15 protein-coding genes are annotated in these 16020 nt (G+C 63.9%); 8 read left to right on the forward strand and 7 right to left on the reverse strand.

Going from position 1 to position 16020, the window contains the following annotated elements; translation table 11 throughout:
• The 6 genes from BN1136_RS15905 to BN1136_RS15930 form a co-directional block, all read right to left on the reverse strand.
• On the reverse strand, positions 1–221 hold a 221-nt coding region (locus BN1136_RS15905), incomplete at its 3' end, for an AraC family ligand binding domain-containing protein (protein WP_043808896.1).
• A gap of 79 nt (positions 222–300) precedes the next feature.
• The gene (locus tag BN1136_RS15910; protein WP_043763936.1) at positions 301–1002 is read right to left on the reverse strand and encodes an ABC transporter ATP-binding protein; all 702 of its coding nucleotides are present in this window, start codon (positions 1000–1002) and stop codon (positions 301–303) included.
• An 11-nt stretch (positions 1003–1013) separates the two neighbouring features.
• Complete coding sequence (gene livG / locus BN1136_RS15915) at positions 1014–1787, reverse strand: high-affinity branched-chain amino acid ABC transporter ATP-binding protein LivG (protein WP_043763938.1); 774 nt, start codon at positions 1785–1787, stop codon at positions 1014–1016.
• Entirely contained in the window at positions 1784–3052 is a 1269-nt protein-coding gene (locus BN1136_RS15920) for a high-affinity branched-chain amino acid ABC transporter permease LivM (protein WP_043763939.1), read from the reverse strand. Before BN1136_RS15920 ends, livG begins: the two co-directional genes overlap by 4 nt.
• A complete protein-coding gene (gene livH / locus BN1136_RS15925; RefSeq protein ID WP_043763940.1) occupies positions 3052–3978 on the reverse strand; it encodes a high-affinity branched-chain amino acid ABC transporter permease LivH in 927 nt (308 codons plus the stop codon). Before livH ends, BN1136_RS15920 begins: the two co-directional genes overlap by 1 nt.
• 64 nt (positions 3979–4042) lie before the next feature.
• The gene (locus BN1136_RS15930) at positions 4043–5164 is read right to left on the reverse strand and encodes a branched-chain amino acid ABC transporter substrate-binding protein (protein ID WP_043763942.1); all 1122 of its coding nucleotides are present in this window, start codon (positions 5162–5164) and stop codon (positions 4043–4045) included.
• 436 nt (positions 5165–5600) lie between these two features.
• On the opposite strand from BN1136_RS15930, the gene BN1136_RS15935 reads away from it, so the two are divergent.
• A complete protein-coding gene (locus tag BN1136_RS15935) occupies positions 5601–6605 on the forward strand; it encodes a substrate-binding domain-containing protein (RefSeq protein ID WP_042074022.1) in 1005 nt (334 codons plus the stop codon).
• Between the two features lie 90 nt (positions 6606–6695).
• On the opposite strand, the gene norR is transcribed toward BN1136_RS15935, so the two are convergent.
• Entirely contained in the window at positions 6696–8222 is a 1527-nt protein-coding gene (gene norR / locus BN1136_RS15940; protein ID WP_043808899.1) for a nitric oxide reductase transcriptional regulator NorR, read from the reverse strand.
• 170 nt (positions 8223–8392) lie between these two features.
• Between norR and norV the strand changes: the two genes are divergently transcribed.
• The 7 genes from norV (at position 8393) to BN1136_RS15970 (ending at position 15966) form a co-directional block, all read left to right on the forward strand.
• Positions 8393–9880, forward strand: coding sequence for an anaerobic nitric oxide reductase flavorubredoxin (norV, locus tag BN1136_RS15945; RefSeq protein WP_043763945.1), 1488 nt, complete (start codon positions 8393–8395; stop codon positions 9878–9880).
• Positions 9877–11028, forward strand: coding sequence for an NADH:flavorubredoxin reductase NorW (gene norW, locus BN1136_RS15950; protein ID WP_043763947.1), 1152 nt, complete (start codon positions 9877–9879; stop codon positions 11026–11028). The genes norV and norW overlap by 4 nt, the downstream gene beginning before the upstream one ends.
• A 51-nt stretch (positions 11029–11079) precedes the next feature.
• Positions 11080–11421, forward strand: coding sequence for a TehB family protein (locus BN1136_RS15955; protein WP_043763949.1), 342 nt, complete (start codon positions 11080–11082; stop codon positions 11419–11421).
• 121 nt (positions 11422–11542) lie between these two features.
• A complete protein-coding gene (locus BN1136_RS15960; RefSeq protein WP_043763951.1) occupies positions 11543–12760 on the forward strand; it encodes a 4Fe-4S binding protein in 1218 nt (405 codons plus the stop codon).
• Positions 12761–12939: 179 nt separating this feature from the next.
• Positions 12940–13011 carry a tryptophanase leader peptide gene (gene tnaC / locus BN1136_RS20680; RefSeq protein WP_223302601.1) on the forward strand — a complete coding sequence of 24 codons (72 nt, stop codon included), beginning with the start codon at positions 12940–12942 and terminating at the stop codon, positions 13009–13011.
• 203 nt (positions 13012–13214) lie between these two features.
• Entirely contained in the window at positions 13215–14681 is a 1467-nt protein-coding gene (gene tnaA, locus BN1136_RS15965; RefSeq protein ID WP_043763952.1) for a tryptophanase, read from the forward strand.
• Between the two features lie 70 nt (positions 14682–14751).
• Entirely contained in the window at positions 14752–15966 is a 1215-nt protein-coding gene (locus tag BN1136_RS15970; protein ID WP_043763953.1) for an aromatic amino acid transporter, read from the forward strand.
• Positions 15967–16020 lie beyond the last annotated feature (54 nt).

Raw genomic sequence — 16020 nt, forward strand, 5'->3', positions numbered from 1 at the left:
GGGTTCATCAGCACCAGGCTGCCGCGACCGACCTCCTGCCGGCTGCGCTGATTGAGGTAGTGGCTGTGGCCGCCGGTGATGGCGCCGATGGAGAAGTGGGGGTGGCTGTGCTTGTCGTAGCAGACGCGGCGACCGTCCTGTACCGCACGCGCTTCGATGAAGGGCAGGGCAGGGTCGTGCCAGAAGTGGTGGTGATCCTGTGTCTCCCTCGACCGGCTCAAGGGGTGAGCCCCCGGGCGGGAGTCTCCCCCGACCGCGCCGGGTGGGCACGGCCGGGGAAAGTGGGGTGGCAATGCACGCTTAGCCGCCGAGGTAGGCCTGGCGGACGGCCGGGTTGGCCAGCAGGGCCTCCCCGGTGTCCTGCAGCACCACGCGGCCGTTCTCCAGCACATAGCCGCGATCCGCCAGCTTGAGCGCCTGGTTCGCGTTCTGCTCCACCAGGAAGATGGTCATCCCCTTCTGGCGCAGTTGCTCTATGGTGTCGAAGATCTGCTGGATGACGATGGGGGCCAGCCCCAGGGAGGGTTCATCCAGCAACAGCAGGCGCGGCTTGCTCATCAGGGCACGGCCGATGGCCAGCATCTGCTGCTCGCCGCCGGACATGGTGCCGGCCCGCTGATCCAGCCGCTCGTGCAGCCGGGGGAACAGGGTGAAGATCTGATCCAGCAGGCCTTGCTGCTCCGCCTTGTCGACGAAGAAGGCTCCCATCAGCAGGTTTTCCTCCACCGTCAGGCGGGCGAAGATGCGACGCCCCTCCGGCACCACGGCGATGTCCTTGCGCATGATGCGGGCGGTGCTGAGGTCATTGATCTGCTCCCCTTCGAACCAGATGCTGCCGCTGCTGGGTTTGGGTTCGCCACAGAGCGTCATCAGCAAGGTGGTCTTGCCGGCGCCGTTGGCACCGATCAGGGTGACGATCTCACCCTCTTTCACTTCGACGCTGACGTCGTGCAGCGCCTGGATCTTGCCGTAATGGGTCGATACGTTGCGAAGTTCTAACATCTTGCTTCTTCCTATGACTCGCCCAGATAGGCCTTGATCACGGCCGGGTTGCTACGAATGTCGTCCGGCTTGCCGTGGGCCAGGGGGGTACCCTGGTTGACCACGAAGATGCGGTTGGAGATCTCCATCACCAGCTTCATGTCGTGTTCGATCAGCAGCACGGAGACCCCGAACTCGTCCCGCAGGTTGGAGATGAGCTCGTTGAGCTCGTCCGTCTCGTGGGGGTTGAGGCCGGCGGCCGGTTCATCCAGCATCAGCAGCTCGGGCCGGGTCGCCATGCAGCGGGCTATTTCTAGGCGGCGCTGCTGGCCGTAGGCCAGGTTGCCGGCGGCGCGGTTGGCGAGATCCTTGAGCCCCACCTTCTCCAGCCAGAAGGCGGACTGCTCCAGCCCCTCTTTCTCGGCGCGGCGGAAGGCCGGGGTCTTGAACAGGCCGGCGAGGAAGCCGGTGTTGAGGTGCCTGTGCTGGGCTACCAGCAGGTTTTCCACCGCCGTCATCTCCTTGAACAGGCGCACGTGCTGGAAGGTCCGCACTATGCCCTTGCGGGCGATGAGGTGGCCGGGCAGGCCCTGGATCTCCTCGCCCTTGTAGCGGATGACGCCGCCGCTCGGGCGGTAGAAGCCGGTCAGGCAGTTGAAGATGGTGGTCTTGCCTGCGCCGTTGGGGCCGATGATGGAGATCACCTCCCCCTTGTTCACGTCCAGCTTGACGCCGTTGACCGCGAGCAGGCCGCCGAAGCGCATCGACAGATCTGAGACATCCAACAATGTGTGATTGTTGCTCATTTACGAAGCTCCATATGGGGTCGACTCATGGGCAGCAGTCCCTGCGGCCGCCAGATCATCATGAATACCATCAAGAGACCAAACATCAGCATGCGATATTCGTTGAACTCGCGGGCCAGCTCCGGCAGCACCGTCATGACGATGGCCGCCAGCACCACCCCGATCTGGGAGCCCATGCCCCCCAGCACCACGATGGCCAGTACGATGGCCGACTCGATGAAGACGAAGGACTCCGGGCTGATGAAGCCCTGGCGCGAGGCGAAGAAGCTGCCGGCGAAGCCCGCGAAGCAGGCGCCTATGGTGAAGGCGGTCAGTTTGATGATGGTGGGGTTGAGCCCCAGGGATTTGCAGGCGATCTCGTCCTCCCGCAGCGCCTCCCAGGCGCGGCCGAGTGGCATGCGCAGCAGGCGGTTGATGACGAACAGGGTGGCGATCACCAGCACCAGCGCCATCAGGTAGAGGAAGATCACCTTGTGATTCGCGTTGTAGGCGATGCCGAAGAACTCGTGGAAGGTCTCGAAGCCGCCATCCTTCACGGTGCGGTTGAACTCCAGGCCCCCCAGGGTCGGCTTGGGAATGCCGGAGATCCCGTTCGGGCCGCCGGTCAGGCTGGTCATGTTGTTGAGCAGGATGCGAATGATCTCGCCAAAGCCCAGGGTCACGATGGCCAGATAATCCCCCCGCAGCCGCAGCACCGGGAAGCCGAGCAGGAAGCCGAAGGTGGCCGCCATCAGGCCGGCGATGGGCAGACACTCCCAGAAGCTCAGGCCGAAGTAGCTGTTGAGCAGGGCGTAGCTGTAGGCACCGACCGCGTAGAAGCCGACATAGCCGAGGTCCAGCAGGCCGGCGAGGCCCACCACCACGTTCAGGCCCAGCCCCAGCATGATGTAAATCAGGGTGAGAGTGGCCAGATCGATGGCGCCGCGGGAGGCCATGAAGGGCCAGCTCACCGCGAACAGCAGCACCAGCACGGCAGTCAGGTTATAGAGCTTGGGCGCCTCCTCCGGGCTCGGCAGCACCAGCTTGGTGAAGCCGACGGAGAAACCGCTGATGGAAGCCTGGAACAGGCGTGCGATCTGGCCGCGCAGCATCTGGAACCAGAAGACGATGGTGGCGCCCCCCAGCAGCCAGGCCAGCGACACATCGAGGCGGCTCACCACCAGCAGGCGGGAGCCCTCGGTCTCCAGCTTGAAGCCGAGCAGCCAGAAGGAGAGCACCAGCAGCATCAGGCTGGAGATGCACGCATGGATGAATTGGCGTTTCATCATACTTTCTCCACTTCCGGACGACCCAGGATGCCGGTCGGCATGAACAACAGCACGAAGATGAGCAGGGCGAAGGCCATGACATCCTTGTATTCGGTGCTGAGGTAGCCGGCGGTGAGTGCCTCGACCACCCCCAGCAGCAGGCCGCCGATCACGGCGCCCGGAATGCTGCCGATACCACCCAATACCGCGGCGGTGAAGGCCTTCAAGCCGGCCATAAAGCCGAGGTAGGGGTTGATGACGCCGTAATACATGCCGAGCAGCACGCCGGCGACGGCGGCCAGGGCGGCCCCCAGCACGAAGGTGATGGAGATGACCACGTGGGTGTCGATCCCCAGCAGGTTCGCCATCTTGATGTCTTCCGAGCAGGCGCGGCAGGCGCGGCCCATGCGGGAGCGGCCGATGAACTGGGTCAGGGCCAGCATGGTGACGAAGGTCACCACGAAGATGATGAGCTGCATGTAGGAGAGGCTGGCCTGGAAGCCGTCTTCACCGCCGAGGGACCAGCCCCCGGAGATCAGGGTGGGCATGGCGATGTCGCGCGAGCCCTGTGCCATCCGCATCATGTTCTGCAGGAATATCGACATGCCGATGGCGGAGATGAGGGGGATCAGGCGGTTGCCACCCCGCAACGGGCGATAGGCCACCCGTTCTATGGTCCAGCCATAGCTGCCGGTGATGATGATGCTGACGAGGAAGGCGCCCCCCAGCAGCAGCACCGTGCTGTCGATGCCCATCATCATGAGCCCCGCCATCACCATGAAAGCGACATAGGAGCCGATCATGTAAACCTCGCCGTGGGCAAAGTTGATCATGCCGATGATGCCATAGACCATGGTGTAGCCGATGGCGATCAACGCATAGGTGCTGCCTATGGTCAATCCGTTCAGCAACTGCTGAACCAGATAGAGAAAGTGTTCGGACATACTGCGTTCCCTGTACTTGCCCGTAAAGAAAGGAGGGGTGACTCACGTCACCCCGGTCGGCAGATTATTTGACTTGGGTGGAGGTTCCGTCGGCGTGCCACTGGAAGACACCGAACTCGAAGCCTTTGAGGTCACCGTTCGGTGCCCAGGTCAGGGGGCCCATGACGGTGTCGATCGGTGCGGCCTTGATGGCGGCAGCCACGGCAGCCGGGTCATCCTCACCCGCCTTGGCGATACCGGCCGCCAGGGCCTGCATGGCAGCGTAGGTGGTCCAGACGAACGGACCGGAGGAGTCCTGACCCTTGGCCTTGAACGCTTCCACTATGGGGGCGTTGGCGGGAACCAGATCGTACTTGTTCGGCAGGGTGACCAGCAGGCCTTCGGAAGCCGGACCGCCGATGGCGGAGATGTCCTTGTTACCCACCCCTTCCGGACCCATGAACTTGGCCTTCAGACCCTTCTCGCCAGCCTGGCGCAGGATCAGGCCCAGCTCCGGGTGGTAGCCGCCGTAGTAGACGAAGTCCACGTTCTCTTTCTGCAGCTTGGCGATCAGGGCGGAGAAGTCCTTGTCGCCGGCGGTGATGCCCTCATAGGCCACAACCTTGACGCCAGCCTTGTCCAGGGCGGCCTTCACGCTGGAGGCGATGCCTTCACCGTACTGCTTCTTGTCGTGGATGACGGCCACGCGCTGGGGTTTGACCTGCTCGATGATGTACTTGGCGGCGGTCGGGCCCTGGTCGCTGTCCAGGCCGATGGTGCGCAGGGTCAGCTGGTAGCCGCGCTCGGTGATCTTGGGGTTGGTGGAGGCCGGTGTGACCATCAGCACCCCTTCATCTTCATAGATGTCGGAGGCGGGCAGGGTGTTGTCGGAGCAGAGGTGGCCGACCACGAACTTGACGCCGTCGTTGATCACCTTGTTGGCGATGGCCACGGCCTGCTTGGGATCGCAGGCGTCGTCATAGATGACGGCTTCGATCTGCTTGCCCTTGATGCCACCGGCCTTGTTGATCTGCTCGACCGCCATCTTGCCACCGGTGAACTGCATGTCGCCGTACTGGGCGACCGGGCCGGTCAGGGGGCCGGCGATGCCGATCTTGATGGTGTCGGCCGCATTGGCCATGGAGACTGATCCAAACAGAGCCAAAGAAACCGCTGCTCTGACTGCCATTTTGCTGAAGTTATGCATTGATTCGTCCCTTAATCAGTGAAATGTTTCATTTTATGCACGTCATTCCGAGCCTGTGTCCCGCCAGCCCGGCGATAGATAAGGTTCTATCATTCCTCACCGTGCAATAACAAGATGTTAAAGATACTAACCGGACGGGGGTGGGGGGGGCGTTTTGTGGAGCAAACAACCTGCCATGTTTGTCGTTTTGGAATTTAATCCTGTTTTGTTTGGTTAACATATTAACAACACAGGGCTGGTTGGCAGAAAATCAGAGTAAAAAGCTGACGATATTTCATTCTGCGTCTGCTCTCATTTTGACCAAATTTCGTTTGCGCAAATAGAAATGACCGCCTAGATTAGCCAGCATTGACAATTCACTGGCAGCTCTCGTTAAAACCAAGCCTTTATTCGGGAAATCTGCTACTGTTCCGCTTTTGTTATTCAGGAGACAGAGATGGCCACTATCAAAGATGTCGCCTCACGGGCAGGCGTATCCATCTCCACCGTCTCACATGTACTCAATCACACCCGTCGGGTCAGCGAAGATGCAACCCAGAAAGTGCTTGAGGCGGTGGCCGAACTCAACTACGCGCCGAACTCGGTGGCGCGCAGCCTCAAGATCAATGCAACCAAGACCATCGGCATGCTGGTGACCACCAGTGCCAACCCCTTCTTCGCGGAAGTGGTGCAGGGGGTCGAGGCGTACTGCTTCGAGCAGGGGTACAGCCTGATCCTCTGCAATACCGAGAACCAGCCGCCCCGCCAGCAGCACTATCTGCGCATGCTGATGGAGAAGCGGGTCGACGGTCTGCTGGTGCTGGGAACCGACATCGATACCCAGTTCAGGGACATGCTGCGCATCCACAAGAACGTGCCGCAGGTGGTGCTGGATTGGGGCAACGAGTGCGACTTCGCCAACGTGATCAACGACAACGCCCGCATCGGTGCGCGTCTGGCCGTGCGCCATCTGCTGGAGCAGGGCCACACCGACATCGTCTGCATCACGGGTCACCTAGCCAAGCCGACTACCCAGCAGCGTCTGGACGGGGTGCGCGATGCCCTGGCCGAGCAGGGCCTGACCCTGAAGGACGAGCAGATCTTCGAAGGGGACTACGAGAGCCAGAGCGGCTTTGATGCCATGCAGCGCATCCTGGCCCTCACCCCGCGTCCGACAGCGGTGTTCGCCTTCGATGACCCCATGGCCATCGGCGCCATCTGTGCCGCCTGGGAAGCCGGGGTCAAGGTGCCGGACGACATCTCCATGATCGGCTATGACGACGTGGAGATGGCGCGCTTCTCCAGCCCGCCGCTCACCACCATCCGCCACCCCAAGGCCGAACTCGGCCTGCTGGCGGTGCAACAGCTGGTGAGCCGGATCCGCAACAAGGAGCTGGAAGTCGAGTCCATGACGGTGCAGCCAGAGCTTATCGTTCGCCGCTCGGTCAAATCCCTGCGCTGATCCCTGCGCCGCCCGCGAGGCTGGCCCATGAAAAACCCCCTCCATCCCGAGGGGGTTTTTGTTTTTGGGCGCTTCTCGTCTCTGGGGGCGTCAGGCCTTGAGGCCGAGCCGCCTGGCGAGCCGGTGCAGGTTGCCGCCGTCCAGATCCAGCGCCCGGGCGGTAGCCGCCCAGTTGCCCTGGTAGGCTGTCAGGGTCTGCTCGATGAGCTGGCGCTGGAACAGATCGGTGGCGGCGCGAAGGCCCAGGCCGGCAATGACCGGGGAGGCGGGCTGGCTGACGGCGCCGACGGGCGGGGGTGAACCCGTCCCCCCCAGGTTGAAGTGGTGGGGGGCCAGCGTCGGCGAGGGGCTGCCCTGCTCGGCCCGGGCCAGCGCGGCGGCGCGGTGGATGGCGTGTTCCAGCTCCCGCACGTTGCCGGGCCAGTCGTGCCCCTCTAGCAGGGTGAGCGCCGCGGGCTGGATGCGCAGCTGCTCCAGCCCCAGGCTGAGGCGGCAGCGTTCGCAAAAATAACCGGCCAGCAGGGGAATGTCGCCGGGGCGCTCCCGCAGCGCCGGGGCATGGATCGGGAAGACGCTCAGGCGGTGGTAGAGGTCGGCCCGGAACTGCCCCTCGACCACCGCCTGCTTCAGATCCCGGTTGGTGGCCGCCAGGATGCGCACGTTCACCTTGAGGGGGGTGTCGTCGCCGATGCGCTGCAGATCGCCGTATTGCAGCACTCGTAGCAGCTTGGCCTGCAGCGCCAGCGACAGCTCGCCGATCTCGTCGAGGAACAATGTGCCCTGATCCGCCAGCTCGAACTTGCCGGCCCGGTTGTGGATGGCGCCGGTGAAGGCCCCCTTCACGTGGCCGAACAGCTCGCTCTCGGCCACGGATTCGGGCAGGGCGGCGCAGTTGAGGTAGACCAGGGGCGCGCTGGCGCGGGGTGAACCCTGATGCACCGCCTTGGCGATCAGCTCCTTGCCGACCCCGGTCTCCCCCAGGATCAGCACGTTCAGTTCCGAGCTGGCCACCACCTCGATCTCGTGGCGCAGCCGGGCCATGGCGGGGGACTGGCCGATCATCTCCGGCAGCTCAGGGCCGGGTCGGGTGCCAGGGACCAGCGGCTCGCTGCTCTGGCGGGCGAGCCGTTCCAGCAGCAGGGCATTGTTGAGGGCGGCGGCGGCCAGGGCGCCCACCAGCCGCAGCTCCTCGTCGCTGATGGCGTCGAACTGGGTCGGGTTCATGCCGTCTATGGTCAGCGCGCCGATCAGCGCCTGATCCGAGAACAGCGGCAGGCCGACGCAGGCGTGCACCTTGAAGTCGTCGTGATCCGGCAGCAGGCCGTCATAGGGGTCGGGCAGGCTGCTGTCGGCGGGGAAGCGCACCACGTCGCCGGCGCGGGCAATGGCCTCCATGCGCGGGTGATCCTTGAGGGCGAAGCGGCGCCCCAGCACGTCCTGCATCAGGCCGTCGATGGCGAGCGGGATGAACTGGCCCCCCTCGTAGCGCAGCAGGGCCGAGGCATCCGAGTTCAGCAGGCTGCGCACGCTCTGGATCAGGCGGTGGAAGCGGTCCTGATGGGAGATGCCGAGTTGCAGGTCGAGGGCGATGCGCGCCAGGCTGTCGGTCGAGATCACGATGATTGTCCAAATGACAGTGTGTTTGTGATTTTGACTATATGGAGAGATTGTCTTAATGACAATCATTGAAATTAGTGTCGATAAAAATCAATGAGTTATAACTTGGCACGTCCGCTGCAATAGCTGGTTCAGTCGAACATACACTATTGCATTCGAGGAACTGCCTGATGAGCATTCACGTCAAGAACAACATCCACTGGGTCGGCCAACGGGACTGGGAGGTGCGGGACTTCCACGGTACCGAGTACAAGACCCACAAGGGCACCAGCTACAACAGCTATCTCATCCGCGAAGGGAAGAACGTGCTGATCGACACCGTCGATCACAAGTTCAGCCGCGAGTTCGTGCAGAACCTGGCGGCACAGATCGATCTCGCTACCATCGACTATGTGGTGATCAACCACGCCGAGGAGGATCACGCCGGCGCCCTGACCGAGCTGATGGCCCGCATCCCCGGCACCCCCATCTACTGCACCCACAACGCCATCGACTCCATCACAGGTCATCATCACCACCCGGAGTGGAACTTCCACCCGGTCAAGACAGGTGACAGCCTGGACATCGGCAACGGCAAGCAGCTGGTATTCATCGAGACCCCCATGCTGCATTGGCCAGACAGCATGATGACCTACATGACCGAGGATGCGGTGCTCTTCTCCAACGACGCCTTCGGTCAGCACTACTGCGACGAGCACCTGTTCAACGACGAGGTGGATCAGAGCGAGCTGATGGAGCAGTGCCAGCGCTACTACGCCAACATCCTTACTCCCTTCAGCCCCCTGGTGACCGCCAAGATCAAGGAAGTGCTCGGCTTCAACCTGCCGGTGAGCATGGTGGCCACCTCCCACGGCATCGTCTGGCGCGAGGACCCCACCCAGATCATCCTGAAATACCTGGAGTGGGCCGACCACTATCAGGAAGACCGCATCACCTTGTTCTACGACTCCATGTCCAACAACACCCGCATGATGGCCGACGCCATCGCCCAGGGCATCCACGAGGTGGACCCCGGCGTCGCGGTGAAGATCTACAACGTGGCCCGCCACGACAAGAACGAGATCCTGACCCAGGTGTTCCGCTCCAAGGGGATACTGGTGGGCTCCTCCACCATGAACAACGTCATGATGCCCAAGGTGGCGGGCATGCTCGAAGAGATCACCGGCCTGCGTTTTCGCAACAAGCGGGCCTCGGCCTTCGGCAGCTACGGCTGGACCGGTGGCGCGGTGGACCGGATCCAGACCCGGCTGATGGATGCGGGCTTCGACATCAGCCTCTCCCTCAAGGCCAAGTGGCGCCCGGATGGCTCGGCGCTGGCCGAATGCCGCGAGCACGGCCGTCAGCTCGCCCGTCAGTGGGCGCTGCACCCGCTGGACGCGCCCCGTCCGATCACCACAACCCAGGCGACGCCTGCCCCCGTGGGACCCGCTGCTGTGGTTGCAGAGCCGAAAGCCGCACCGGTCGCCGCCGAATGGGACGACGATCAGGCCATGCTCTGCACCGTCTGCCAGTGGGTCTACGACCCGGCCCAGGGGGAGCCGGATCAGCTGGTGGCGCCGGGCACCCCCTGGGCCCGGGTGCCGGAGAGCTTCCTCTGCCCCGGCTGCGGTATCGGCAAGGAGGTGTTCGAACCCTGCGCCGTGGAGGCCTGCGTATGAGCGCCGTCCCCAGCAGTGACGAGATAGTGGTGATCGGCAGCGGCTTCGCCGCCCAGCAGCTGGTCAAGAGCCTGCGCAAGCTGGACGCCAAGCAGCCCATCCGCCTCATCACCGCCGACAGCGGCGACGAGTACAACAAGCCGGACTTGAGCTACGTGGTGAGCCGGGGCTGCCCTGCCGCGGCCATGACCCGCCAGAGCGGCAGCGACTTTGCCGAGCAGCAGCGCATCGCGCTGCTGCCCCACTGCCCGGTGCATGGCATCGACCCTGCCCGGCGGTTGGTGCTGACCGAACGAGGGGAATTCCCCTACGGCAAGCTGGTGCTGGCCACCGGGGCCAGTGCGGCGCGGCCCGATCTGCCGGGCAGCGAATCCCTCGTCACCCTCAACAGCCAGCAGGAGTACGCCGCCGCCGAGGGGGCAATCCAGCAGGCGCGCCGCATCCTGGTGCTGGGGGCGGGGTTGATTGGCTGCGAGCTGGCGATGGACATGGCGAGTGCGGGCAAGGAGGTGACGCTGGTGGATCTGGCCGACAGCCCGCTCAGCGCCCTGCTGCCCGCCGTCCTGACCCAGCCGCTGCAGCAGGCGCTGCGCAGCCAGGGGGTCAGCCTGCAATTCGGGGCTGGCCTTGCCAGGATTGACGCCCAGCCGGGTGAGCGCTGGCGCGTCACCCTGACCGACGGCCGCACCTGCGAGCAGGATCTGGTGATCGCCGCGATCGGCCTGCGGCCGAATCTGGCCCTGGCCCGCGGGGCCGGGCTGGCAGTGGGGCGCGGCATCCTGGTCGACGATCGGCTGCAGACCAGCGACCCCCATATCTTCGCCCTGGGGGATTGCGCCGAGTGGCAGGGTCGCTTGCTCCCCTTCCTGCAACCCATCCTGCTGGGGGCCAATGCCCTGGCCAAGACCCTGCTCGGCACGCCGACCCCGCTCAGCCTGCCCCCCATGCTGGTGAAGGTGAAGACGCCGCGCTACCCGCTGCAACTGGCCGGCCGCACCCGGGGCGAGGATCTCGCCTGGCAGTGCCGCTGGAACAGCCAGGGCATGGTGGCCGAGGCCCGCGACCAAGCCGGTGAGCTGTGCGGCTTCGTGGTGGGAGGTGATCAGATGAGCGCGGCCTTCCCGCTGCTGCGTCAGCTGCCCCGTTAACCCCTTTCATTGCACCGGCCGGGTAGACCCGGCCATTCGAGGAGAACCGATATGGCCATGCAACTGATCCCGTCTCACTGGGTAGTGCGCCGCTCCACCCCCTTCTTCACCCGTGACAACGTGCCCGCGGCGCTCTTGAGCCACCACAACACCGCGGCCGGGGTGTTCGGCCAGCTCTGCGTGATGGAGGGCACCGTCACCTACCACGGCTTCGCCGACGAGCAGGCCGAGGAGCCTGAGCTCACCCTGGTGATCCGGGCCGGGGAGTTTGCCACCAGCCCGCCCCAGTACTGGCACAGGGTCGAGCTGTCGGAGGATGCCCGCTTCAACATCCACTTCTGGGCCGAACAGGGTTCGTCGGACCAGCCCCTGTTCAACAGCCGCAAGGCATAAGGTTCAACCATGGGGAGGGGCATCGGGCGCAAATGTCCCCCTCTGCCCATGCAGATCAAAACAGTCAACTCAGATGTCCGTTATCTTTGCCGCCAGTGGTGGATGAGGCAGTGAGGGAAACATGAGCGTGATCGAAGCCGTGACCATGGCCGCCGGCCTGGTCTATCTGGTGCTGCTGGCGTGGCAGGGGCGCACCGGCTGGCCGTGGCGCCTTGCTCTCGGCCTGCTGCTCATGCTCTGGTTGCTGGCGGCGGACAGCCTGCTCTGGCTTGCCCTGGGCGGGGTGAGCGCCGTGCTCGCCCTCTGGCACCGTTATCGGCCGCTGCCCGCCCTCGGGGTGCTCGACGGTCAGCGGTTGCGGGGGCACACGCGCCAGCTGCTGCTGTTCTGCTGGGGGCTGGTGGCGGTGCAATATGGCCTGCATGTCTGGCAGCTGGGGCAGGGGGTGACCCCTTCGCTGGTGCGCCCGGACGTGGTGGACGGCTTCCTGCCCATCGCCGGCGGACTCGGGCTGCGGGCCTGGCTCGGTCAGGGGCTGGTGGATCCCCACCACCCGGCAGCCACCGTCACCGTGTTGATGCTCTCCCTGTCGGCCCTGCTGCTGGGGCGGGCGTTCTGTGCCTGGTTCTGCCCCCTCGGGCTGGTGGGGGAGTGGCTGCACGGCCTGCGCTCGCGCCTGTTGCCGGGGGAGTGGACCCCGCCGCGCTGGCTCGATGCCGTGTTGCGCGGCCAGAAGTTTCTGGTGCTCGGCTTTCTGCTCTTCATCATATTGCTGGCGGTACCCGCCGCCGCCCTGTCCGGCTACCTCGCCAGCCCCTACCATCAGGCGGCGGACATGAAGATGGGGGCCTTCTTCTTCAACCTGACCCTGATCTCGGGCCTGTGCCTTGGCTGGGTGTTGTTGCTCACCGTCACCTTCCGGCAAGGGTTCTGCCGCTATCTCTGCCCCTATGGCGCCTGGTTCGCCCTGCTCGGCCTGCTGACCCCATTGCGCATTCGCCGCGACCCGGCCCGCTGCCTGCGAAGCCTGGGCCACGATTGTGACAAGTGCAGCCGGGTTTGCCCCTCGCGCATCCAGGTGCACCAGCTCATTGCGGTGCAGAGCCTCGAGTGCACCAGTTGCCAGAGCTGCGTGGCCGCCTGCCCCAAGCGGGCCGATGCGCTGCACCTCGGTACTCAAGAGCGCAGGCTCGCCCCTCACCGGCTGCTGGGACTGCTCTGTCTGTTGCTGCTGGTGTTGCCGCTGCTCTCCTACGGCCTGCTGGATCTCTGGGTCAGCCAGACACCGCTGGCCGACCGCTATGAGCTGCTGCAACGGCTGCCCTGGCTGAGCCACTGAGTCACCGGGTGCATCGGGGCGGGACAGGGCCGCCCCGTTGCGACGGCCTGTATAAATTTCCCCCGCCAAATTGTTAGCGCCATCCCAAATTGCTCATGTTGCAATTGATCATATTCAAGGGCTCACCATAATGGATGCTGTTATTTGGCGTTGTTAATTCCAACCAGATGAGCAACAACATGAATATCAAGGTCAGCTATCCCAAGTGGTTTACCCTGGACCATAAAATCGCGTTCTTCTTCCCGCTGTAATATCCCGCGGCGCCGCTGCATTTCCCGCAATGCAACGAGCCCGTCTGAATACCTAATCTGAAATAAGCTGCACCCGTCTTCGCCACTTTATTTGGCGAGGCGATGTCGTGCACCCATTCTCAATATTTTCTACCTGCCGGATATTCTATTTTCGGCGGGGGAAGAGACACATTCTGAATATTTAACTCTGGGGTGTTTATATTATGGAAAACTTCAAGCATCTGCCCGAACCCTTCCGCATTCGTGTCATCGAGCCGGTCAAGCGCACCACCCGTGCCTACCGGGAGGAGGCCATCGTCCGCGCGGGCATGAACCCCTTCCTGCTGGACAGCGAAGACGTCTTCATCGACCTGCTGACCGACAGCGGCACCGGCGCCATCACCCAGGACATGCAGGCCGCCATGCTGCGCGGCGACGAGGCCTACAGCGGCAGCCGCAGCTACTATGCGCTGCAGCAGGCGGTGCAGGAGATCTTCGGCTATTCCCTGACCATCCCCACCCACCAGGGGCGTGGCGCCGAGCAGATCTACATCCCGGTACTCATCAAGAAGCGGGAGCAGGAGAAGGGGCTGGATCGCAAGAAGATGGTGGCGCTCTCCAACTACTTCTTTGACACCACCCAGGGCCACACCCAGATCAACTGCTGCGTCGCCAAGAACGTCTACACCAGGGAGGCGTTCGATACCTCGGTCACCGCCGACTTCAAAGGCAACTTCGATCTGGTGAAGCTGGAAGAGGCCATCCTGGAGGCGGGCCCTGCCAACGTGCCCTACATCGTCAGCACCATCACCTGCAACTCCGCCGGGGGGCAGCCGGTCTCCATTGCCAACCTGAAGGCGGTGTACGAGATCGCCAGAAAGTACGACATCCCCGTTATCATGGACTCCGCCCGCTTCGCCGAGAACGCCTACTTCATCCAGCAGCGGGAGCCCGGCTACGCGAACTGGACCATCGAGGAGATCACCAGAGAGTCCTACAAGTACGCCGACGGCCTCGCCATGTCCGCCAAGAAGGATGCCATGGTGCAGATGGGGGGCCTGCTCTGCTTCAAGGACGACAGCATGCTGGACGTCTACACCGAGTGCCGCACCCTGTGCGTGGTGCAGGAGGGCTTCCCGACCTATGGCGGCCTGGAAGGGGGCGCCATGGAGCGCCTGGCGGTGGGTCTGCGTGACGGCATGCGCCAGGACTGGCTGGCCTATCGCATCGGCCAGGTGCAGTACCTGGTGGACGGCCTGGAAGCCATCGGCGTGGTGTGCCAGCAGGCAGGGGGGCACGCGGCCTTCGTCGATGCGGGCAAGCTGCTGCCCCACATCCCGGCGGATCAGTTCCCGGCCCACGCCCTGGCGTGCGAGCTCTACAAGGTCGCCGGCATCCGCGCGGTGGAGATCGGCTCCCTGCTGCTGGGCCGGGATCCGGCCACCGGCAAGCAGCACCCCTGCCCGGCAGAGCTGCTGCGCCTGACCATTCCGCGTGCCACCTATACCCAGACCCACATGGACTTTGTCATCGAGGCGTTTGGCGAGGTGAAGAAGAACGCCCATCGGGTGAAGGGGCTCGACTTCATTTACGAGCCGGCGGTGCTGCGCCACTTCACCGCCAGACTGAAAGAGGTCGAGCATAACGACCCGTCAGCCGGCAAGGCGCAGAAAAAATTGATAGAAGCATAACGAGTCAGGGGCACAGATTTTTCTGTGCCCTTTTTTTTCGCAGCTTTGTGAAGTTTCGGGAGTGACACACATGACATCAAAACCGTCCGTCATCGGGGGGGCCTGCATCATTGCCAGCGTCTGTGTCGGCGCCGGCATGCTGGGGCTGCCGAGTGCGGGAGCCGGGGCCTGGACCACCTGGTCATCGCTGGCCATCATTCTCACCATGGTCATCATGACGGTCTCCGGCTGGATGCTGCTGGAAGCCTTCAAACCCTATGCGCTGACCGCCTCCTTCAACTCGGTGACCAAGGATCTGCTCGGTCACAAGATCAATGTTTTCAACAACCTGACCGTCTATTTCGTAGGCGGCATCCTGCTCTATGCCTATATCACCTCGTCGGGGCTGATCCTGGGCGGCCTGCTCGGCATTGACAGCCAGCTGGCCTCCGTCCTGTTCGTGCTGGCGTTCTCCTGGTTTGTCTGGCATTCGACCCGGGCGGTGGATCGCATCTCTGTGGTCCTGATCGCCTTTATGGTGCTGAGCTTCGTGTTCGGGGTCTCGGGGCTCGCCAGCAAGATCGACACCGCCATGCTGTTCAGCACGGTCGCCGAGGAGCTGGGCCAGGCCCCCTACGCCCTGGCCATGCTGCCGGTGGCGCTCACCTCCTTCGGTTACCACCATTCGGTGGCCTCGATGCGCGCCTACTACGGCGAGGAGCACAAGGCGAAGCAGGCGATCCTGGGGGGCACCCTGATCGCGCTGGCCCTCTACCTGCTGTGGCTGCTGAGCATCTTCGGCAACCTGCCCCGCAGCGCCTTCGGGCCCGTCATCGCCAAGGGGGGCGACGTGGACGTGCTGCTCGGGGCGCTGGCCTCGGTGATCGAGTCAAAGCAGGTCTCCCAGGCCATCAACCTCTTCTCCATGGCGGCCATCCTCTCCTCCTTCATCGGGGTGGGGCTCGGGGTGTTCGACTACCTGGCGGATCTGTTCAAGTTCGACAACAGCCGCCAGGGGCGCGCCAAGTCCTGGGCCGTGACCTTCCTGCCGCCGTTGGCGTTCTCTCTGCTGTTCCCGTTCGGCTTCGTGGTGGCCATCGGCTACGCAGGCGCGGCGGCGACCGTCTGGGCCTGCATCATCCCCGCCCTGCTGGCGAAGAAGTCCCGGGAGCTGGCTCCGGAAGAGGTGGGCTTCAGGGCCCCCGGCGGCCAGCCCATGATCTTGGCGGTCATCGTCTTCGGGGTGCTGACCGCCATCTTCCACCTGATGGCCATGGCGAACCTGTTGCCCGTCTACACCGGATGACCCGGGTGGTCTGAACCTGGCCCCATCCCGGACATGTCATGGGGATGGGGCGCA

The organism is Aeromonas taiwanensis, assembly GCF_000820165.1.
GTDB lineage: Bacteria > Pseudomonadota > Gammaproteobacteria > Enterobacterales > Aeromonadaceae > Aeromonas > Aeromonas taiwanensis.